This window comes from Porphyrobacter sp. SLTP (assembly GCF_009905735.1).
Lineage (GTDB): Bacteria > Pseudomonadota > Alphaproteobacteria > Sphingomonadales > Sphingomonadaceae > Erythrobacter.
The window spans coordinates 157,996-178,137 of sequence record NZ_JAAALE010000004.1; the positions used below are offsets into that span (position 1 = coordinate 157,996).

The window sequence follows — 20,142 nt, forward strand, 5'->3', positions numbered from 1 at the left end:
GCGCCCGCTGCCCCTATATTGCGCGCCATGTTCTCCAAGTCCTTCTCCAAGTCGCGCTTCAATCCCGTCTCCGGCTTTGCGGATTTCTGGAACGAGATCCGGCGCCCGCAGCCCTATCGTCTGCCGATACTGGCGCTGTCGGTCCTGCCGGTCGCCGGGATGTTCTATTGGGGCATGAACAGCACGGTCTATGGCGAGCCGGAACGGCCCAAGGTGACGTATATCACCACGCTCGACCCGGCCCGCACAGATGCCGAAATCATCGCCGAGAACCTCGCCAATCAGGAAGTGAGAGACCTGCGTGCCGCCGAGGAAGCGCGGATCGCCGAGGCCAAGCGCAACATGTACAAGGCGCTCGGCGCTGCCGCGGGCATGGATGTCGAGGAAATCGAGCGCAAGGCTGAGGCCGAACGGGCCGCCGCCGCGTCCCCGACGCCTGCGCCCAGCCCTGCCCGCGAAAGCGCAGCCCAATAGCCGCGAGCCTGCTCCCGAGCGATCACGACTGGATGGCCGCCACCGCGCGGCTGGCTGCTCGCGCGCGGCCGCTCGCGCGTCCCAATCCTGGTGTGGCCGCTTTGGTGGTGCAACACGGCCGTGTCATCGCGCGGGGCTGGACTCAGGCGGGCGGACGCCCTCATGCCGAGGCGACGGCATTGGCGGCCCTTGGCGCCGCTGCGCTCGCCGAAGCGACGCTCTACGTCACGCTTGAACCTTGCGCGCATCAATCGGCGCGCGGGCCGTCCTGTGCGGACCTGATTGTTGCCGCGAAGCCTGCGCGCGTGGTGATCGGTCAGCGCGACCCCGACCCGCGCACCTCTGGCGCAGGCATAGCGCGGTTGCAGGCGGCGGGGATCGAAACCCGGCTGCTCAGCGACCCGGCCTCCGCCGCCAGCCTCACCGGGTTCCTTACTCGTCAGCGCGCCGGTCGCCCCTGGGTGACGCTGAAGTTGGCGATGTCGCTTGATGGCTGCATCGCGCTGGCGGACGGGACGAGCCAGTGGATCACCGGTGAGACCGCCCGCGCCCACGTCCACGCCCAGCGCGCGCGACATGATGCGATTCTGGTCGGCGGCGGGACATGGCGGGCCGACGCGCCGCGGCTTGATGTGCGCCTGCCGGGCCTTGATGCCCGCTCGCCCCAACGGGTGGTACTGACCCGCGGGGCCGCGCCTGACGGTGTGGCGGTGATCCCTTCGCCCGAAGCCATTGCAGGGCTTCCCGGTGTGCTTCACCTCTATGTCGAAGGCGGGGCCGAGACGGCGGCGGCTTTCCTCGCCGCCGATCTCGTCGATGAATTGCACCTCTACACCGCCCCGATCCTGATCGGCGATGGCCGCCGCAGCCTTGGCGCGCTGGGGCTGGCGAGTCTCGCCGACGCCCATGGCTGCTGGCAACTGCACGACCGCCGCCAGCTTGGCAGCGACCAATTCACCGCCTATCTGCGGTCACGAAACTCATAAGGACACCAGCATGTTCACCGGCATCGTCACCGCCATTGGCACCATCGCCGCCGCCGAACAGCGCGGCGACCTGCGGCTCAAGATCACCGCCCCGCTCGATCCCGCGCGGATCGATATCGGCGCGTCGATCGCCTGTTCGGGTGTGTGCCTGACCGTGGTGGAACGCGGCGGCACGGCGGGCGATGCCTGGTTCGATGTCGACCTGTCGGGCGAGAGCGTCAGCCGCACCGTGCCGGGCATGTGGAACGCGGGCGCGCTCCTCAACCTCGAACCCTCGCTCCGGCTCGGGGACGAGCTCGGCGGCCATATCGTGACCGGCCATGTCGATTCGGTTGGCGAGGTGGTGAAGGTCTCACAGGACGGGGGCAGCTGGCGGATCGCGATCCGCGCGCGGGCGGATATGTCGCCCTTCATTGCGGAAAAAGGCTCGATCACGGTCAACGGCGTGTCGCTGACCGTCAACGACGTGCGCGACCGCCCTGATGGCACCTGCGATTTCCTGCTCAACATCATCCCGCACACCGCTGCGGTGACGACGCTCGGTACGCTGGCCGAAGGCGACAAGGTCAATCTCGAGATCGATGTGCTGGCGCGCTACCTCAAGCGGATGCAGAGCCTCGCCGCAGCGCGGTAAGCAGTGGGCGGGAATCAGCCCGGATTGGCCGCAGCGAGCCGGACAAATGGTGCGCGCAGAGTATCAGGGCTGGCCGCCTCAAGCGCGCCTTCGGCCACATCCTGCGCCGACCAGAACTGCGATGGCGCCGTATCGTCGAGCATCGCCCAGTTAGGAAACAACCGCTCGCCCATAGCTTCGGACAGCAGAAGCCGCACATCGAAATGGCGATCATCCGCCTCGATCTGCGCATAAAGCGCGTCGATCGCCTCATCCGGCCCCTCGATCAGCTGGAGATAGAGATCATGCCGGCAGACCAGCGCCCCGGTGATCCCGAGGCGCGGATTGTTACGCCGCGCGGCTGACAGAATGCCAGCCAGCATGGCAGTATCGAAGCCGAACGGCTGCGAGCGATAGATCAGGCGCTTTGCGATGAGGGGCTCCCGGGTCAATGCGTTGCGCGGCAAGCTACGCGAAAGCCGGCGCGGGGACTAGGGGAGTATTGGGAGGAAAGCAGGGACTGCGACCGCCCCCACCTTCGTCATCCCAGCGAAAGCTGGCACCTCTGGCGGCAAGCACCGTACTTCGTAGCCCTAGGCACCAGCTTCCGCTGGGGTGACGGGAACTGCAATATGCAGAGCTATCAACCGGCCAGCGGGTCCTGTGCGAAACTCTCCCGCGTGATGACATAGGTCAGATGCGGGATCACCTCGCCCCCCGCCATGATCCGCTCCTCGCGGCGGTCGGTCAGGCGGGCGCCGATCTTTTCCAGTGCGCGGCGCGAGCGGGTGTTGCTCTCGCCGACGAGGAAGCGGCATTCGGCCACGCTCCCCAGCGCGTGGGCCAGCATCAGTCGCTTCATCTCATGGTTGTGCGTCCCGCCCCAGACCGCCCTCGCCAGAAACGTCCACCCGATCTCGACCGAGCCGCCATCCGCTTCGTCCAGGCCCTGATAGCGCGAGGAACCGATCACCGCGCCGCTTGCCGTATCAATCGCGATCAGCGCGCCCTTGTTGGCCAAGGCATCATCGAAGAACGCCCGGAACACCGGTTTCTGCCAACGATCATGCGCCGGGTGCTGCTCCCAGATCAGCGGGTCGGATGCGACCGCGAACAGCGCGTCCCAATCATCGGCGCGCAAGGGCCGCAGCCGGACATGCTCGCCTTCGAGCACCGGCTGACGGTCAAGCACGCAGGCGCCCTCAGCCCGCCACCGCCGCCAGCGCGGCGATGAATTTAGGCAGGTTGCCCGGGGTCAGACCGGCAATGTTGATCCGGCCTGATGCGGCCATGTAAATACCGTGCTCCTCGCGAAGCTGCGCGACCTCTTCCTTGGTGACCGGCAGCATCGAGAACAGGCCGTTCTGGTGCGCCAGCGGCGTCAAGTCGATCCGTCCGGCCGTGCCCGCCTTGGCGAGCGCATCGCGCACGCCGCGCATCCGGGCGCGCATGTCGTCCAGCTCGGCCAGCCATTGCGCGGTCATGTCAGGATCGCGCAGGATGATCCGCACCGCAGCGCCGCCGTGATCGGGCGGCATCGACCAGCCCGCACGGGCCAGCGCATTGGCGTTGGAGAATGCGGTGTCGAGCGCGCCCTGCTCCTTGGCCAGCACGTAGAACGCACCCACACGGTCACGATACTGGCCGAAGTTCTTGTCGCAGCTGTAGGCGATGAAGGCTTCCGGCACGGCAGCGAGCACGGCGCGCATCCCGGCGGCATCTTCCTCCATCCCGTGGCCGAGGCCCTGATAGGCCGAATCGATGATCGGGAAGGTGCCGCTGGCAGCGAAGGCTTCGGCGATCGCGGCCCACTGTTCGGCAGTGTAATCGATACCGGTCGGGTTGTGGCAGCAGGCGTGCAGCAGAACCGCCTCATCTGAACCCGCGCCGTTGATCGCGGCGAGCACCGCATCGAGGTTCGCCGTGCCGTCGGGGTTGGCGTGATCGAAGGGCGCCAGCTCCATGCCGAGATCAGCGAGGATCTGCGCGTGATTGGGCCAGCTTGGCACGCCCATGTGAACGCGCTTCACGCCCGCCTTCAGCGCCAGAGCCAGAGCGAGGCGCACGGCACCGGTGCCGCCCGGGGTCTGCATCCCGCTGATGCGCCCGCCCATCGTCGGGTCAGCGCCGAAGATATAGGGCATCAGCGCATTGACGAAGCCCATGTCGCCTTCGGGGCCGAGATAGGACTTGGAATCCTGCGTATCGACCAACACCTGCTCTGCCGCCTTGATCGCGGCAAACACCGGCGTCGCGCCGGATTCGGTGCGGTACACACCGACGCCAAGGTCAATCTTGTCCTCACGCGGGTCGGCAGCGTGGAGGCGGATCAGGGCGAGAAGGGCGTCGGGCGCCTGGGGGCTGAGTCGGTCAAGCATCATGCTGCGCGCAATGGCGCGCAACACGCATCATCGCAATCAGAAAGGCGACCACTTCTGTTCCTTGGAGAACTTCATGTAGCCCGCATTGACCCCGAGCCGCAGGCCTGCACCCACGCGAATGGGGATCAGCACGACATCACCGCGCCGCAGGTAGCTGGCGTTGAGGCCACCGACGAAATAGGCCTGCCCCTCACCCGCCGGGAAGCGCTTGTAGAGGTCTTCGGTGTCATACAGGTTGTAGACCAGCACGAAGGTATTGGCGGCGTTGGCACCGACATCAAAGCCAATCGAAGGCCCGGTCCAATAGACCTGCTGCGTGCCTTCGATCTTGTGGTGGAGCGTGCCCGAGCCATAGCGTGCGCCGACAATGAACGCCCCGCCCGCCTCGCGCCCGACGATATAGCCATTGGGCTCGCCCTGCTTTTGCAGCAGATCCTCGATCAGCTTGGCGAGGCCCTCCGCGCCCTTGCCGAACACGCCTTCCGCTGCGCCGATCAGGTCATCTTCGCCGTAGGTCTCACCTGTGGCCTGCGCGGCGGTGGTGACAGGGGCCACGCCCTGATCAGGCAAAGGCGCCGTCGCATCGGCGGGCGCAGCGGCATAAGTGCCGAACTCGTTGTCGAACGCTGGATCGGCCGGAGCGGAATTGACCGGTGCCGATTGCGCGTCCGGCGCGGCCAGATCGCCATCGATCCCGCCCGCACTTGTGCCATTCTGTGCGCTGTAGGCAGCATCCGGGTCAAAAGTCTCGAGGTCCTGCGCGGCTGCCGGTGCCGTCAACGCCAGCGCAGCCATGGCGCCGAGCGCCAACCCCGCGATCCGGCGACCAAGCTCTGGAAAACGGGCGGTCATCATCCTCATCATGCAGCCTTTCGCAGCGACGTGTCAGCCCCGGATTATTGCGCATTGAGCAGAATCGCTTCCCGCGCATGACGCAACCGCTCGTCGCCGGAGCGAATCGGATTTGCGACGAGCCGTTAACCACTGCGCGGCAAAGCCTGAACGCGCGCCGAACCAGCCCTCCACTCCCCGCGGCAGCAGCCCGCGCAAGGCGGCGGCGGGCTTTTTTGTCCAAGCCACCTTGCCGCTGCCCGTCATGCTGACTATAGGCCCGCTTTCGCAGCCTCGCAGCTGTCCGGAGACGTGGGTGAGTGGCTGAAACCAGTTCCCTGCTAAGGAACCGTACTCTATCCGGGTACCGAGGGTTCGAATCCCTCCGTCTCCGCCAATTCCCGCTTAACGCACAGGTAAACCTAACTTAGGCTTCCTGCCTATCTCTTGTGAGCCCCACTGGTACTCAAGGTGGTACACCTGAAGGGGTTTGATCGCCCTAACGGTGATGGGATACGGCCTCCATTTCCAATCCGGCAGACCGTGCGACGCAAGACCGATCGTCACAGGATAGCAGGGCGCTCCAAAGTAGCGCATCCAGCAAAGCGAAACGATCATCCACCAACACTGAACCAGTTAGCAGGACCAAGGCGATAACCGTTTGATCCGCGCCGTTCCTGATGAGTCCGGCCTCTAGGTGGAGCTCACAGGCTTCCTCGTCGATGTGGGGCGTCAGGTTGACCGGCCAGTCGAGTTGACGCACCTTGCGCACCAGCAACGCCAAAAACCGCGGAAATGCGTGGCCCAACCTTGCATCCATGCAGACACCACCGGACGCTCAATGCCAAAAAAAAGCGTCAACAAGCTGGCGTCGAAAACATGACCAGAAATGTCGTCCATCCGCGGCAGGTACGCAATCAATTCCGCTTGCGGGGGCGGCTGGTGAAGCTGCGGTTCACAATGCCCACCTCTCAGAATTGAAAGGTCGCATTGAGCGAGGCGTAGCGCGTCCAATTGCCTAGCGGGGCATTCGGAGCCTCGCGCAAGAACCTACCCTTCGCGAGCAGCACCACATCGGCCTCCAGCCGGATCTTCGGCGTGAGGCTGTAGCGCAGCCTTGCATCGAGCTGGTGGCCGGCAAAGTTGCCTGACCGCCCGCTCGCGTCGCGCACGCCTGTGGAGGAGAATGCATCCTCGCGCGCCGCCAGCCAGAAGGGGCGGTAGCTGACCATCAAGTCGGTCCTGGCGCTCGGCAAGGCCTCCAGCCGGACGCCGGGGCTGATGAAGTTGGACCGCAGGATCGCGTTGTAGAGCGCACCGGGAGCCAGGTCCGCGCGGCGCATGCCGAGGATGGGATCGAAACGGCCATAGCTTCCGCCCCGGCTATCGCCGCTGGCGTGGTCATATTCGAGCGCAAAGCGGGGCTTCCATCCGCCCGCGAAGGTGTAGCCTAAGTCACCGTGGACGAACCACGCACGCACATCCTGCGTTGGCGCATTGGCGGCAAGGCCGGTGGAGGTTGTACCGCGCTGGACGATACCCTCCACCTCAAAGTCCCAAGTCGAAGGCTTGGGATCGCGGATCAGCCGGGCCGATACCGTGCCGAGCGAGCGGTCGCGGGTCGCGCGGCCGGGGGCGTCCCGCTCTCCGAAATGGATGAAGCCGACTTCGGCCATCGCGCCGACTACGGTGTTGGTGCGCGTCACCAGCCCGCCCCACAGCACCGTGTCGAAACTTTCGCGGTCAAGCGCGGCGTCGTTATCGAGCAGGCTGTCGAGATCGTTGGGAAAGCGCTGCTGGGGCAGAATATAGACCAGCGTCGCCTTCCATCCGCCCGGGACAGCAACATCGGCCCGCATCCCGGTGGAGCTGTTGGTGGTATTACGATAATCGTCCGCTGCCACCAACCGCCGCGAGCCGAGCGCCAGCAGGAAACGACCCGCCTGAAAGTCGATCTTGCTCCCCTTGCCAAGGGCGCCTGGGAGTGTGACGCCGATATAGGCCTGCGCGGGTTCGAGGGTGTTCACCTCCCCGGTCGAGATCGGCGTGCCACGATTGCCATTGTATGCGCGGCTGTCCCACAATTCGGCAACGACATGCACGTCAGGGGTGATGTGATAATCGGCCGTCAGGATGGTCCGAAAGCTGAACAGATCATCACTGCTGTTGAACCCGGTGCGCGCCTGCCCGTCGATGGTCTCGAACCGCGCTCTGTGCGATCCACTGAGTTCGAGAGCCTCATCTTTGGGCAGGCGCGGTGGCGGGTCTTCGGCGCAAACAGGAGCAGAGACGCAGAGCGCAGCGCCAAGGGCGGCAGGAGCGCCGCAGATGAGCCCAAAGTTTCCAGAAATCACGTCCGGTCTACCTCGCACAGTTCAAGGCCGCGAAAACGCGGCCTGACGAGGCAACGCTTGAGCGCACAGGACGCTTGGACGGGAGGCTGCTTGAACCCGTAGGAGTAACATAGCGTGCCGCAAGGTGATGTCGAGACACGATCATTTCAGGGGTTTGCGGCAAGTCTGAAGCCGAGGTGTGAGGCGGTCTCCTGCCGTGCCTGCGCATGGCGCGCGGCGGGGCGGTAACGGGCGCAGTAATTGGGGGCACACAGGAATGACCCGCCCTTGATAACGCGCAGATCTTCCCCGGCTGATGGGGCTGAGGCGGCGATCAGGGCGCTGGAAGCGGGGCCCGGCGAATGGCCCGGGCGGTAGCTCGTTACCGTCCACTCCCAGACATTGCCGATCAGGTCATGCGCCCCCAGAGCGTTGGCCCGGTAGCACCCGACCGGCGCAGGACCCGCATGGCCGTCGCTAGCCAGATCGCTGATGGGGAACGGTCCCTGCCATGTGTTGGCGAAATCCGGAGCGGGCTGTTCACCGTCTCCGGGGCTACCATCTTTGCCGCCTTGGGCTGCATATTCGAATTCCTCCTCGGTCGGCAGGCGCGCGCCCTTCCATCTGGCATAGGCCTCGGCATCATCGAGCGAGACGTGGACGACCGGGTAATGTTCGCGCCCCGCGATAGAGCTCTCGGGTCCTTCAGGATGCCGCCAGTCCGCGCCGCCCACCACCCGCCACCACTGTGCGGGCGAGACGGGGATGTCGCCCGCGCGCGGCGGTGCAAAGACGATCGAATCCCCCCGCAGCTCAGCCGTGGTGACATGGCCCGTTGCGGCGACAAAGGCGGCAAATTCGCCATTGGTGACCTCGTGGCGGGCGAAGCGGAACGCAGCGAGCGGCACGGCGATGGCCGGGCGCTCGTCCGCATAGCCGCGATCATCGCCGATCAAGGCGGTTCCCCCGGGAACGGCGATGAAGCCCGCTGAGCCTCCGGCACAGTGTCGCGGCGTGGGCGGAGAGTTTGCTCCGCCCACGCTTGCCATTGTCCATGCCGCCCATGAGGCGCAAGCGGCCGTGACGATGCCACCGAACCAGAAAACTCTCATGGCCGGTAACGCGCCTCCGTCGGGATCACGACGTTGTTAGCTGTGGCATAGGCGTCCCAAAGTCGTGTCAGCTCGGCGAGTTTGGCGGGGTTGATAGCGGCAAGGTCGCGCGTCTCGCCGGGGTCTGCGGCGAGGTTGAAAAGGTGCCAGCGCCCGTCGCCAATGTCAGTGATCTTCCATTCGCCCTGCCGGAGGGCGCGCGAGCCGAACAGTTCGGTGCCGAGCACATCCTCCGGTCGGCGCACCTGCGATGCCTCGCCGCGCAGCCAGGAGGCCCAGCTTATCCCGGTGATCGGCCGTACCGGCGCAAGAGCAGACGGTGTGCTGCCCGTTTCGGTCACTCCCGCAAGTTCGAGCACCGTGGGGGTAATGTCACTGACATGGACCAGGGTGTCGGCGATTTGCCCACCGCGCGCCGAGGCGGGCCAATGCACGAAGGAAGGCACGCGGCTGCCGCCTTCAGTTGCGTATCCTTTGACCAGCCAGCGCGGCGCACTTGCGGCCTGCGCCCAGCCGGGGCCGTAGAGCACGTAGGAACTGGCTGCGCCGCGATTGACAAGGCTGTTGTCCGCGCGGGCCAGAACCGGGCCGAGCAGCGGTTTGGCACTGCCTTCGGGGTCGAGCCCCTCTGCGCCATTGTCCGCGAGGAACACGATCACGGTGTTATCGAGCTCGCCGGTGCGCTCCAGCTCCGCGATAACCCGGCCCACCGCCTGGTCGAGCCGATCGACCATCGCGGCATAGATCTCCATATCGCGCGCGGCAGCAGCGCGGGCTTCGGGCGAGAGGCTGTCCCAAGCACCGCCTGGGAGCCTTGGCGCATTGGCGGCCGTGCCGCGCGGGACCAGCCCGAGCGCTTCTTGTCGCGCGGTGCGCTGTTGGCGCAGCACGTCAAACCCGGCATCATAGTGCCCCTTGTAGCGGGCGATGTCAGCGGCAGGGGCTTGCAGCGGCCAATGCGGCGCGGTGAAGGCGAGCACGGCGAAGAAGGGTGATGGCTCATCGGTAGAGGACGCGCGCAGCTGACCGACCAGTCGGTCGGCAAAGGCATCCGAGGAATAGAAGCCCGCGGGCAGGCTGGCGAGCGGTTTGCCGTTCTCGCTGTAATTGGGCTTGCCGGTCAGCGGGTTGACCACGTCGGTGCCGAAGTGGTTGTGCGCGCCGGGACGCAGCGCGAAGCTATAACGGAACCCGCGCGCAAATGGGTCCTGATCGTCAGTCAGCCCGAGGTGCCACTTGCCCGAATAGAGCGTGCGATACCCTTGGGGAGCAAGCCGTTCGGCCACCGTCGCCACATCCCGGCGCAGATAGCCTTCGTAGCCCGGCAGCCCGCGCTGGTTGGGTGCTTGCAGTTCGGCCATTGTGCCGAGGCCAGCGACGTGGTGGTCGCTCCCCGTCAGCAACATCGCGCGGTTCGGCGAACAGGTCGGCGCGGTGTGAAAATCAGTGAGGCGCACGCCGTTCAATGCCAGACGATCAAGATTGGGCGTCGGGATCTCGCCCCCGAACGCGCCGAGATCGGAATAGCCCAGATCATCTGCGACAATGATAAGGAAATTGGGCCGAGAGGGCTTTGCGGGCTCCTTCCCCGCACCCACCACCGGCATGGCGCCGAGCACAAGAACGATCAGGCGGAACAGCAGTCTGCGCATGGGAGAACCTTTCGAGGGTAATGGGCCGCGCCGCAGGGGAGAGGCAGAGAGGAGGCGGCGCGGCCCAAGCCTGAGGCAGAGACGGGATCAGGTCCCCATCACAGCCTGAGGAAGAGAGTTACAAAAGCAGACGTCAGGCGTTCTGAAGCCCCTGCGTCGTCTCGCTGCGGATCGTCTGGCTGGCCTTGCCGTCGATCCCCACCGGCACATCGCCCTGGATCGTCACCCGGCGCAGCGTCCGGCGCTGGAGGCCGAAGTCGGCGATCGCGCGATGTTGGGTGGCGCGGTTATCCCAGAAGGCGACATCGCCTGCCTGCCAGCGCCAGCGCACGACGTTTTCAGGCCGGGTGATGTGATCCTGGAAGATGTCGAACAAGCGGCGCGAGTCCGGCTGATTGAGCCCAACGAAGCGCTTGAAGAAGTGCCCCAGAACCAAGCTGCGCTGGCCCGAGACCGGGTGGACGCGCACGAGCGGATGCTCAGTTTCATAGACGGTCGAGGTGAAGACGTTCTTGTATTGCTCGATCCGGTCCTTGTCCTTGTCCTCGCTGCCGCTGAAGACGGCGGCGTAATCGTAGTCATTGGAGTGGACCGCGCGCAGATTGTTGGCGAGCTGGCGCAGCGGTTCGGGCAGGGTCTCGTAGGCCAATTCGGTGTTGGCCCACAGCGTATCGCCGCCCGCTTCGGGGATGGTGATCGCGCGCAAGATCGAACCCTTGGGATAGGCATCCACGAAGGTCACATCGGTGTGCCAGCTCGAAGCGGCATGGCCGTCCTTGCTGTCGAGTTCGAGCAGATAGCGCGAATCCTGCGCCACCGGCACCGTGGGGTGCGCGACCGGATCGCCGAACAGCGCGCCGAACTCTTCCTGATCCTCGTTTGTGAGGTGATGCTGGCCGCGGAAGAACACGACCTTGTGCTTCACGACAGCGGCGTCAATCGCCTGGACGATGGCGGGGTCGAGGTCACCCGAAAGCAGCACATCCTCGATTACCGCCCCGATGCGGCCGGCAATGGGCGTGATGTTGAGCAACGAGGATGGGTCGGCAGCGTTGGGATAGGTGGGAACGATGGTAGCCATGATGGTTCTCCTGTGAATGTGTATTGGGCAGGCGGGGTTATTCGGCAGGCGCAGGTGCGGTGAACCGCTCGCTGAGCCGGCTGCGAATTTCGGTGTGGGCGCGCTCGTCGAGCGGGAAGCCGTGGATCAGCGCGGCGGAAACCGCGTGGGCGAAGGCCGGGCCGAGCGCGAAGATGAGGTGGAGGTAGCCGAGCGCCACAGGGCTATTGGCCGCCTTGGGATCGAACCCGAGCCAGGCGAGCAGCGGCAGGGTGATGCCGACCGCGAAGGCGCCCGCAGCTTTCCCCGAAAGGCTGAAGACCGAATAGTAGAGCCCGGTGCGCTCCTCGCCGGTCTCCAGCTTCTGCTTGTCGGCGACGTCGGCGACGATGGCGCGGAGCATCAGGTTGCCTGAGCCTTGCGCAAGGCCCTGCAGTAGGGTCAATGCCAGCAGCAGACCGAAGGTGTCGGGCGTCACCAGCAACAGGCCGAGGTTGACCGCGACCTGCACCAGCTCGCCCGCCACCGCAGTGCGGTGCTTGCCGAGCTTCAAGCCGATGCGCAGCCAGATCGGCCCCGCCAGCACGCCGAACACGAACTGAAACAGGAACAGCCCCGCCGCCCAGTCAGGCCGACCCATATAAAAGGTGACGAAGAAGACGATCAGCGAGCTGCGGATCGCTTGCGCAAGGCTAACCGCAAAGTCCGAGGCCAGCACTCGTAGCAGCAGCGCATTGTCGAAGATCGCGCTGAGTGTGTCGCGCAAATCGAAGCGTTCGGGGGCCTCAATGGGCTGGTCTTCGGGAAAAGCAGTGAGGGTGAGGATCAGGCCGGGCAGAATCGTTGCGAGGATCAGCCCGCCCATCAGGCTCATCTGCAAGCGGCCATCGCCCGGGCGCAGTTGGTCGGCGATGGCGGGCAGGATCAGCACGGTGAGTAGCGCGATGGCGGTGATGACCGTCTGATAGGTCGCGATGCGGGTGCGCTGGTGATACTGGCCTGAGACCTCGCCCGACCACGCGAGGAACGGGATCTGCACCCCCGTCCAACCGATGTAGAAGACGAATAGCGTGACCGCGAGATAGGCAGGGCTGACGCTGGCGGGCGGGAAGAATAGGAACACTGTGGCGATGGCGAAGATCACCCCACTGATGGCAATCCACGGGCGGCGGCGGCCGAATCGCGTGCGGGTGCGGTCCGAGAGCGCGCCGATGATCGGGTCGTTGATCGCATCCCATAGCCGCCCGAGCAGGAAGATCAGGCCGATGGTGGTGAGCGACAGGCCGAAATCGCGCGCGAAGATCGGCGGCAGGTAGACCGCGATCGGCAGCCCCGCGCCTGCCAGCGGCAGGGCCATCGCGGAGAAACGGGTAAGCCGCCACGGGGTCAGCGCTGCACTCGGCGCGCCGCCGGTGAGGTGGTGATCCTGGAGGAAGACGGGCTGGTTCATGGCGCGCCCCCTCACAGACTGGTGCGCAAGGTTGCGCCGACAGTGCGCGGCGCTCCGAGGATCGCGGTAACGAGGCCGAAAGCGCCCGGGCCGAGCGTCTCGTAATAGTCGGTGCCGATAAGGTTGCGCGCCCAGAATGACAGGTCCCACCGTCCGTCCTCGCGCCGTAGGCCGATACGCGCATTGACCAGCCCGTAGCCCGGCACCTCGGAGAAGCGCGAATTGGTGACAGCGGTGAAGATCGCCGAACGGTGCGAGTAATCCGCGCGGGTGTAGAGCTCGACCGGCGCGCCGCCCCATTCGCCGAGCGGCGCGGCATAATCGGCCGCCAGCGAGTATGTGAACTTCGGCACGCCAGCGAGCACCTCGCCCGTCAGATCCTGGATCTGCCCGGTGTTGGCCCGCTCGGGTGCCTGCGGGGCGTTGGGGAAGCTGACGTAATAGGCATCGGTGTAAGCCGCCGAAGCGGTCAGCTTCAGGCTGTCGGTCGGCGCGGCGATCACGTCCGCCTCGATCCCGCGCGAACGCACCTTGGGCGCGTTGGCGATGTACTGGCGGAACACCGTGGGATTGAGCGGGTCCTGATCGGTAATCGCGGTCTGGTAGTCCGTGATGTCGGTCCAGAAGCCCGCGAGGTTCGCCGTCAATCGCCGGTCGAGCAGGCTCGCCTTAAGACCGACTTCGTAGGAGGTCACATCTTCAGGGCGCACCTCGGGATCGACCCCGTTGGGCAGCGCGGTCAAATTGAGGCCCGGCGACTTGCGCCCCCAGCTGAACGAGCCATAGGCCAGCACATCGTCGGCAACGTTGTAGGACACCGCCAGCAGACCCGACAGGTTGTTGTCGGTGAACTTCGTCGCGTAGCTTATCTCGGGGCCGAAATTGTTGCGGATGTTGCGCACCGGGGTCTGCAAGGCTGTCGGCAGACTGGCGATCGGAACGCCGCCGGTCTGGCGCTGGTCGTAGCTGCCTTCCTTGCGCTCGTTGGTGTAACGCAGGCCCGCGGTGACTTGCAGCGCGTCGGTCACCTTCCACACGCTCTGGCCGAACAGCGCAAAGCTCTTGGTCTCCGGCGCCGAGATGCCTTCATAGGCAAAGCCGTTGAGCGCGGCGGTGGACACAGCGGCGGGCACGGCGGGCACGAACCATTTGGGCGCGGCGCTGCCAAAGTCGAAGTTGGTCGTCCCTCGGTTGGTCTGCCAGTAGTAGTAGGCCCCCAGCGAATAACTGAGCGGGCGATCATCCTGCGAGGCGAGGCGCAGCTCCTGACTGAACTGGCGCAACCGGTTGACCACCTGCGCGCGGGTGATCACCGGCAGGCTGGTGCTGTCGCCATCATTGGCCGGGTCCCAGTCCCACCAGCGGTAGGCCGAGATGGAGGTCAATTTGGCGCTGCCGAGGTCCCATGTGAGGGTGCCCTGAACGCCGTAGCTTTCCATGTCCGACTGGTAGGGGGAATCGGAGTCCCCCAGCCTCGCAAAGGGATCGACCACCGACAGCGGGCGGCCTGCGCGCGTGGTGCGGTCAATGATATTGTTGGGGATCGCCGCGCCATTGTCGAAGGTGGTGAAGACATCGGCGACCACGTTGAGCACGAAGTCCTGCCGCTGCTTGGCATAATCGCCGATCAGCAGCAGCGAGAGGTTGGAGGCGGGCTCCACCAGCAATTGCCCGCGCACCGTGACGTTTTCGAGATCCTGCGCCTCCTCGCCGTTGAAGCGGTTGATGAGGAAGCCGTCGCGATTGCTCTGCGCAAAGCTCAGGCGGAAAGCGGCCAGATCCTCGACCAGCGCGCCGCTGACGGAGCCTCGCACCTGGTGGTAGCCATAGTCGCCGAAAGTGACGTCGCCGACAAAGCTCGGATCGTAAGTCGGGCGGCGGGTACGGATGTTGATCGCGCCCGCCGTGGTGTTACGCCCGAACAGCGTGCCCTGCGGCCCGCGCAGCACCTCGATTTGTTCGATGTCGATCAGGTCGAACTGCGCCTGCCCCGGGCGTGCATAGAATACGTCGTCGATGTAGAAGCCGACACCGGGATCGAGCCCGTCATTGGTCAGCGCGATATTCGCGCCCAGCCCGCGGATGTTGATGTTGGTGTTGCGCGGATTGAAGCTTACCACCTTGAGGCTGGGGACGAGCTGCTGGAAATCGCCGAGCTGGCTGATGTTCGCGTCTTCGATAGTGCTCGCGTCGATGACAGAGATGGCGACCGGAATGGTCTGCACGTCCTCGTCACGGCGGCGCACGCCGGTGACGACGATGGCGTTGCCGGCCTCGGCCTCGGCTGCCTCGACGGCGGTGTCAGCGCCAACATCAAAGGATGCGTCGGAAGGTGTGGTCTCGGTAGCATGCGCGGCCGACGTGAAGGCCAGCCCCGCAGCGGCCGAGGTGAGAAGCAACGCCTTGCGTGAGCGGAAGGGGAAATGTGTCATGGGTCGAAAATCAGCCTTGGCGGGCCCGCAGCAGGCACAGGTCTCCCACGCCTCAGGCCATGATGGCGCAGCGGAAGGGGCCCAGCGCGGGCGAAGGAATTGTCGCGGATGAAAGACAGGCAAGACCGGACTACGCGCGCCCTGGCGAAGGCACGGCAGCAACGTGATGTCAGATCAGATCACACGCCGCCGCATCGCGGGGCGCGCATCCAGTCGTAGCTGTCAGAGTCTACAGGGGGTGGTTCGCATCGTATTACCTCATCAAAGAATGGAGGAACACGAAGCCTGGCGCTGCCGCCCCAGCATCGCGCGCTTTAGCTTTTGGTGACGCGGAGCAAGCTGCTTCCTGATCAAATGCCGCGGGCCCTTAAGTGGGCCAGACTTACTGGGGGACACCCTCCAGCGCTATATCAACTAATTCAGTTGAGATAAGGCGTCAACCGTGTTCGGAGGTGATCCGACGCAAGAAAATCTCACTTCGCTTGATAGCTGGCCTTTGGCCTAGCGCCGCTCGATGGGAGCACGGCACGAAAAGGGTAAGCGGAGTGTCCAATCAGGTTCGCCCGCGAACGGCATGAATCGTCTCGGAGGGCGCTTTCTGATTTGCGAGCATCGGGAAACCACCATCGTAGAGGCAGCTTCAGGGAATGCCGGTCATTCGCCATGCGGTTTGGGAACGACCGCAAAGTCCCACAAGCCCACGGCAATAGGAGCGCGCCGCGCGCAAAGATGGGCCGGACGGTGTCGCTCAATTTGGCAAGTTGGCCGCAGAGGTTCGCCCACGCAGCCATCATCCTCCGCCGTTTCTCAAACAAATCGGGTGCGGAAGTAGGCGACCTCGGTTTTGGTGCCAGTCACGTGAGAGAGAGCCGTTTCGCAGCTTTCCCAAGCGAAGTTCCTGCGCTCGGCAACCTACCCGCGAAATGAGCTTCGGAGCCCGTGGACCGAAATCCTGGCGTCTGACTTCATCCGGCGGAGCAGCATAGACTTGGCCATATTGGACATGCGTCCGCCCTTGAAATCCTCACGCTTGAAGCAGAATGCTTGGCCAGATTACGCGGGAAAAGCTCCAAAACCTCCGGCGCTCCGCCAATCAATATCGTGGGCGATCCGATCCGTGCCATTTCGCATAGGCGATCCGCGCGGGGATATGCAGCTCGACCACGGTGCCAAAGCCGCTGGCGCTCTCCACCACCAGCTTGCCGCCGATCGCCTCGATCCGCTCCTTCATCCCGAGCAGGCCAAAATGGCCGGGTGTTCCGCCTTCAGCGATAATCTTCTGGTGCATGCCGATTCCATTGTCGCGGACATAGGCGACAAAGGTCCAGCGACCAAAGCGGAGCCCCACCTCGATCCGGCTGGCCTGCGAATGGGCGACCGCATTGCTCAGAGCCTCCCCCAGCACTGCCAGCAGATCGTCGATAACTGCGGACGCGATCGGCCGCGGTGTGCGGGCGAGCGCGATCGGCGCGATCCTATCTTGCGGGAAGATCTCGTTGCCCACCAGCCGCGTGAGCTCCTCGGTGAAATCATGGGCGCGCTGGCGGCGCAGACCGGTGACCCGCTCGCGGCCTTCAACCAGCACCTCCTCCGCTCGCTCAAGGGCGGGCTGGAGAATCGCCTGGGCTTCGGCATCATCGCCAAACCGATCGGCGACCGCCTGAAAGCGCAGGATCAGGCCCTGTACACCCTGTATCATGGTGTCGTGCAGCTCGCGCGCGATCCGCTCACGTTCGCCCGTGCGCACCAGCATACGAACCCGCATCTGGCTGCTGACCTGCTGCAAACGGATCGCATATATAAGATACAGCAGTCCGCACACCGCGAGCACCGTGAGGCAGCGGAACCACCACGTCTGATAAAAGGCATAGGCGATGGTGAAGGCGAGCACGGCCGGTTTGCGGCTGACGACCCCGTCCTCGTTCACAGCCAGCAGTTCGAAGCGATAATCGCCCGGATCGAGGCCCGAAAAACTGGCAGAGCGGCGGTGCCCGGCGTCGACCCAGTCATTGGTGTGACCGATCAGGCGGTAGCGGAACCGGACCCGATCAGGAACGGCGAGACTGGTGGCGGTGTATTCGATCGTGAATGCCGTTACATGCGCCGCCAAGGCGAGTCCGGGCCGCGCGGCGACGCGCTCCTGCCCAAAGGCAATGGCCCGGATGATCTGATCGGGCGGACGGGTGTCCACTGTCAGCCCGGCGGGATCGATATATTCGACCGTGTCCCGCGTGGCGAACCAGAGGCGGCCATCTTTACCGGCGACGATTTGGGTGCCCGACGATTTCTGGGCGAAGCTGGTGAGGCCATCGCGGAAGTCGAACAGGCGGTAGGGCACATCCGAGCCGGGGTGTGCCAGCGCGCGTTCGAGATCAGCGGTCTTCAGCCGCACCACACCAAGATCGCCAATCGTCCAGCTCTCTCCGGTTGGCGTTTGAACGAGGCCATTGATCGAACTCGCCCAAGGGTAGCGGCCTGAGGTCAGTGTCGGGCTGCCCGGCAGAAGCGGGGCGGCAAGGCCGGCCGCACCACTTGTGTAAAGCGTGCGCGCGCCGGGAAGCAGCCCTTCGACGCCGTCGCTTGCCACGCCGTTGTCGGTCAGCACCACGAAGGGCGTAGCAACGTTGCCGTCCAGCGCCGTCCCGCGCAAATGGATCGCGGCTCGCCCGTCAGCCATGATCGCGACATTGCCGGGAATATTCACTTTGCCAGCGATGCCCGGCCATGCGCGAACCTGTCCGGCTTCAAGCACGAACAACCCATTTTGCAGCGCGGGGAGCCACAGCCGGCCCTGCGCATCCTCGCCGCAGGAATTGGCTGCAAAGCTTGTCGGCAGGGGGAAGGTCGCAGCCACCCGGCCGCCCTGCCAGCGCAGCGCCTTGCCGCGCAGCACGATCCAGATGCCCCCGCCTTGGGCCTTGCAGATCGCCTCGATCAGCACGGGCGAAGCAAGGATCGGCTGCGGGTCTGCGCGCGGGCTGACGGCGAAGACGGTCTTGTCGTTAGCGATATAGACGGTTCCGGCCTGATCGACTGCCAGCATGTGGTTGGTCGCAGGGCCCGCCGGCACGCCGCGTGCGGCACGGATCGGCACGCGGCGGACCATGTTGAGCCCCATCTCGCCACCGATCCAGATATTGCCCTCGCGATCCTCGAATACTGCGCGCACCGGATCGGAGAGGAGACCGTTGCGGCTGGTCAAGTGGGCCATGGTGCGACGCGCACCGGCGGGCGTATTGATGCGGAACACGCCGTCGCTCCAGGTGGCTATCCACAGGTCACCATGACGGTCGAACAGGGTCCGGATGCCAAAGGGTATGGGAAAGGCAGGGCCGTTCGCGATCACCCGACCATGCCGTGCGATGGCGCGGGTCCGCTCCTTTTCAGTCAGCCAGATCGTGCCATCGAGTGCTTCGGCCAGGGTGGCGCGCGGCTCAGTCGCGATCCCGGTCGGCGTGAAGCGATCCGTACCCGGCGCTTTGCGATAGACCGCATCATCCACCGTCAGCCAGAACGTCCCGTCGCGCGCAAACAGGGGGTGCCATGCCTGCTTTTCGGGGAGGCCGGAGATCGTGTCGAACTCGGTCCAGCGCCCCTTGTACCAGCGCGCAAGTGAGCGACTGCTGCGCCCGCCACGTGTCACCCAGATAGCTCCGTCGGGCCCTTCGGTAATGTCATTCACCTCGCGCGAGGAGCCCGGCATGCCCGCCGAGGACAGCTTTCCCCCGCGCCAGACCAGCATGCCTTTGCGGCGGGCAAGACCGATCCACAGCGTGCCATCGCGTGCGGCAAGCAACCGGGCGACCACGATCCGCGCGGGATCGGTCGGTCGCGGCCCGATCCGCTCGAAGGTCAGTCCGTCGAAGCGATGTAGCCCGTCCACCCCGCCCACCCACAGGAACCCGTCGCGGGTCTGTGTGATCGCGTTGATGCGGCTGGGCGAACCTTCCTCAAGCGACCAGTGGTGCAGCTTGTAGCCTTCGATCGGCATGATCGCGTCGCTCTGGGATGTGCCCGGTGCAGCGCCCGATGGCAGGGCGACTAGCCCCAGCAGCAGTCCCGCACAGGCTGCGCGCGCGACACGGCGCAGGACCCTCCTAAAGCTCAATGATGCCCCGCTTGGCCGCGGTCGTCACTGCGAGGGTGCGGTCATTGACCTGAAGTTTGGCGAAGATACTCTTGATGTTCGATTTCACGGTCTCTTCGCCCACCCCGAGCTTCCACGCGATCTGCTTGTTGGGATGGCCGCCGGCGATGAGTTGCAGCACTTCGATCTCGCGCGGGGATAGCGGATCCTGAATAGCGTGAAGCGCGATCTCCTGCGCGATGTTGGGATGCAGGTGGCGCTGCCCGCGATAGACGGCCCGGATCGCGCCAAGCAGTTCGCGGCGCAAACTGCTTTTGAGCAGGAAACCCGCCGCCCCGGCGCGTAACGCCGCAAGCGCCTTGGCATCGCCCGAATAAGTCGTGAGCACGAGAATTCGCGCATCGGGATAATCGGCGCGGATCGCCTCGGTCGCCTCGACCCCGCCCATGTCCGGCATCTGCAAATCCATCAGCACGACATCGGGACGCAGCGCGCCAAACTGAGCGATCGCCTCACGTCCGCCCGTAGCTTCGCCAGCGATGGCCATGTCGGTCTGAAGCGCAATGATCGCCGCGACCCCTTCGCGCAGGATGGGGTGATCGTCGACGATCAGAACCCGGATCGGGCCGGGAGAGGTGCCAGACATCAGGTTTGAGCTCCCTTCCTTGGAATTACGCCGCCATACGGATCGGATATCACGTTTGCGGGGGATGCGAGATACCCGAAAGCGG

15 protein-coding genes and 1 tRNA gene are annotated in these 20,142 nt (G+C 65.1%); 4 read left to right on the forward strand and 12 right to left on the reverse strand.

Annotated elements, in window-relative coordinates:
• The first annotated feature begins 27 nt into the window (after positions 1-27).
• From GVM20_RS04995 to GVM20_RS05005, 3 genes are read left to right on the forward strand one after another with little or no spacing between them, the layout of a single operon-like run.
• Positions 28-474, forward strand: a complete 447-nt coding sequence (locus GVM20_RS04995) for a hypothetical protein (protein WP_166546189.1) — start codon at positions 28-30, stop codon at positions 472-474.
• A 32-nt stretch (positions 475-506) separates the two neighbouring features.
• On the forward strand, positions 507-1,460 hold the full coding sequence (gene ribD, locus GVM20_RS05000) for a bifunctional diaminohydroxyphosphoribosylaminopyrimidine deaminase/5-amino-6-(5-phosphoribosylamino)uracil reductase RibD (RefSeq protein ID WP_166546190.1): 954 nt from the start codon (positions 507-509) through the stop codon (positions 1,458-1,460).
• 10 nt (positions 1,461-1,470) lie between these two features.
• Complete coding sequence (locus tag GVM20_RS05005) at positions 1,471-2,094, forward strand: riboflavin synthase (RefSeq protein WP_166546191.1); 624 nt, start codon at positions 1,471-1,473, stop codon at positions 2,092-2,094.
• Between the two features lie 14 nt (positions 2,095-2,108).
• Here GVM20_RS05005 and GVM20_RS05010 read toward each other — a convergent pair whose 3' ends face one another.
• The 4 genes from GVM20_RS05010 to GVM20_RS05025 all read right to left on the reverse strand — a co-directional run bounded on the left by GVM20_RS05010 (position 2,109) and on the right by GVM20_RS05025 (position 5,315).
• Positions 2,109-2,525: a BLUF domain-containing protein gene (locus GVM20_RS05010; RefSeq protein WP_199799466.1), complete on the reverse strand. Its 417-nt coding sequence runs from the start codon at positions 2,523-2,525 to the stop codon at positions 2,109-2,111.
• Positions 2,526-2,716: 191 nt separating this feature from the next.
• Entirely contained in the window at positions 2,717-3,265 is a 549-nt protein-coding gene (locus GVM20_RS05015; RefSeq protein ID WP_166546192.1) for a GNAT family N-acetyltransferase, read from the reverse strand.
• A gap of 10 nt (positions 3,266-3,275) precedes the next feature.
• A complete protein-coding gene (locus GVM20_RS05020) occupies positions 3,276-4,451 on the reverse strand; it encodes an amino acid aminotransferase (protein WP_166546263.1) in 1,176 nt (391 codons plus the stop codon).
• 39 nt (positions 4,452-4,490) lie between these two features.
• A complete protein-coding gene (locus tag GVM20_RS05025; protein WP_166546193.1) occupies positions 4,491-5,315 on the reverse strand; it encodes a DUF1134 domain-containing protein in 825 nt (274 codons plus the stop codon).
• Positions 5,316-5,591: 276 nt separating this feature from the next.
• Here GVM20_RS05025 and GVM20_RS05030 point away from each other — a divergent pair.
• A tRNA-Ser gene (locus tag GVM20_RS05030) sits at positions 5,592-5,682 on the forward strand.
• 574 nt (positions 5,683-6,256) lie between these two features.
• Here GVM20_RS05030 and GVM20_RS05035 read toward each other — a convergent pair.
• From GVM20_RS05035 to GVM20_RS05070, 8 genes are all read right to left on the reverse strand, one after another.
• Entirely contained in the window at positions 6,257-7,639 is a 1,383-nt protein-coding gene (locus tag GVM20_RS05035) for an alginate export family protein (RefSeq protein ID WP_353653105.1), read from the reverse strand.
• 146 nt (positions 7,640-7,785) lie between these two features.
• A complete protein-coding gene (locus tag GVM20_RS05040) occupies positions 7,786-8,730 on the reverse strand; it encodes a formylglycine-generating enzyme family protein (RefSeq protein WP_502706186.1) in 945 nt (314 codons plus the stop codon).
• Positions 8,727-10,382: an arylsulfatase gene (locus tag GVM20_RS05045; protein WP_166546194.1), complete on the reverse strand. Its 1,656-nt coding sequence runs from the start codon at positions 10,380-10,382 to the stop codon at positions 8,727-8,729. Before GVM20_RS05045 ends, GVM20_RS05040 begins: the two co-directional genes overlap by 4 nt.
• Before the next feature lie 133 nt (positions 10,383-10,515).
• The gene (locus tag GVM20_RS05050) at positions 10,516-11,463 is read right to left on the reverse strand and encodes a TauD/TfdA dioxygenase family protein (protein ID WP_166546195.1); all 948 of its coding nucleotides are present in this window, start codon (positions 11,461-11,463) and stop codon (positions 10,516-10,518) included.
• Between the two features lie 37 nt (positions 11,464-11,500).
• Positions 11,501-12,892 carry an MFS transporter gene (locus GVM20_RS05055; RefSeq protein ID WP_166546196.1) on the reverse strand — a complete coding sequence of 464 codons (1,392 nt, stop codon included), beginning with the start codon at positions 12,890-12,892 and terminating at the stop codon, positions 11,501-11,503.
• An 11-nt stretch (positions 12,893-12,903) separates the two neighbouring features.
• Positions 12,904-15,324, reverse strand: a complete 2,421-nt coding sequence (locus GVM20_RS05060) for a TonB-dependent receptor (RefSeq protein ID WP_166546197.1) — start codon at positions 15,322-15,324, stop codon at positions 12,904-12,906.
• A gap of 1,093 nt (positions 15,325-16,417) precedes the next feature.
• Positions 16,418-19,432, reverse strand: coding sequence for a sensor histidine kinase (locus GVM20_RS05065; RefSeq protein ID WP_166546198.1), 3,015 nt, complete (start codon positions 19,430-19,432; stop codon positions 16,418-16,420).
• A complete protein-coding gene (locus GVM20_RS05070; protein ID WP_166546199.1) occupies positions 19,422-20,057 on the reverse strand; it encodes a response regulator transcription factor in 636 nt (211 codons plus the stop codon). Before GVM20_RS05070 ends, GVM20_RS05065 begins: the two co-directional genes overlap by 11 nt.
• Positions 20,058-20,142 lie beyond the last annotated feature (85 nt).

Excerpts from the sequence above, each read along its gene's own strand:
- ribD (WP_166546190.1), top strand. The coding sequence starts at position 507 with ATGGCCGCCACCGCGCGGCTGGCTGCTCGCGCGCGGCCGCTCGCGCGT.
- GVM20_RS05025 (WP_166546193.1), bottom strand. The coding sequence starts at position 5,315 with ATGAGGATGATGACCGCCCGTTTTCCAGAGCTTGGTCGCCGGATCGCG.
- GVM20_RS05020 (WP_166546263.1), bottom strand. The coding sequence starts at position 4,451 with ATGCTTGACCGACTCAGCCCCCAGGCGCCCGACGCCCTTCTCGCCCTG.
- GVM20_RS05055 (WP_166546196.1), bottom strand. The coding sequence starts at position 12,892 with ATGAACCAGCCCGTCTTCCTCCAGGATCACCACCTCACCGGCGGCGCG.
- GVM20_RS05060 (WP_166546197.1), bottom strand. The coding sequence starts at position 15,324 with ATGACACATTTCCCCTTCCGCTCACGCAAGGCGTTGCTTCTCACCTCG.
- GVM20_RS05040 (WP_502706186.1), bottom strand. The coding sequence starts at position 8,730 with ATGAGAGTTTTCTGGTTCGGTGGCATCGTCACGGCCGCTTGCGCCTCA.
- GVM20_RS04995 (WP_166546189.1), top strand. The coding sequence starts at position 28 with ATGTTCTCCAAGTCCTTCTCCAAGTCGCGCTTCAATCCCGTCTCCGGC.
- GVM20_RS05005 (WP_166546191.1), top strand. The coding sequence starts at position 1,471 with ATGTTCACCGGCATCGTCACCGCCATTGGCACCATCGCCGCCGCCGAA.
- GVM20_RS05045 (WP_166546194.1), bottom strand. The coding sequence starts at position 10,382 with ATGCGCAGACTGCTGTTCCGCCTGATCGTTCTTGTGCTCGGCGCCATG.
- GVM20_RS05070 (WP_166546199.1), bottom strand. The coding sequence starts at position 20,057 with ATGTCTGGCACCTCTCCCGGCCCGATCCGGGTTCTGATCGTCGACGAT.
- GVM20_RS05050 (WP_166546195.1), bottom strand. The coding sequence starts at position 11,463 with ATGGCTACCATCGTTCCCACCTATCCCAACGCTGCCGACCCATCCTCG.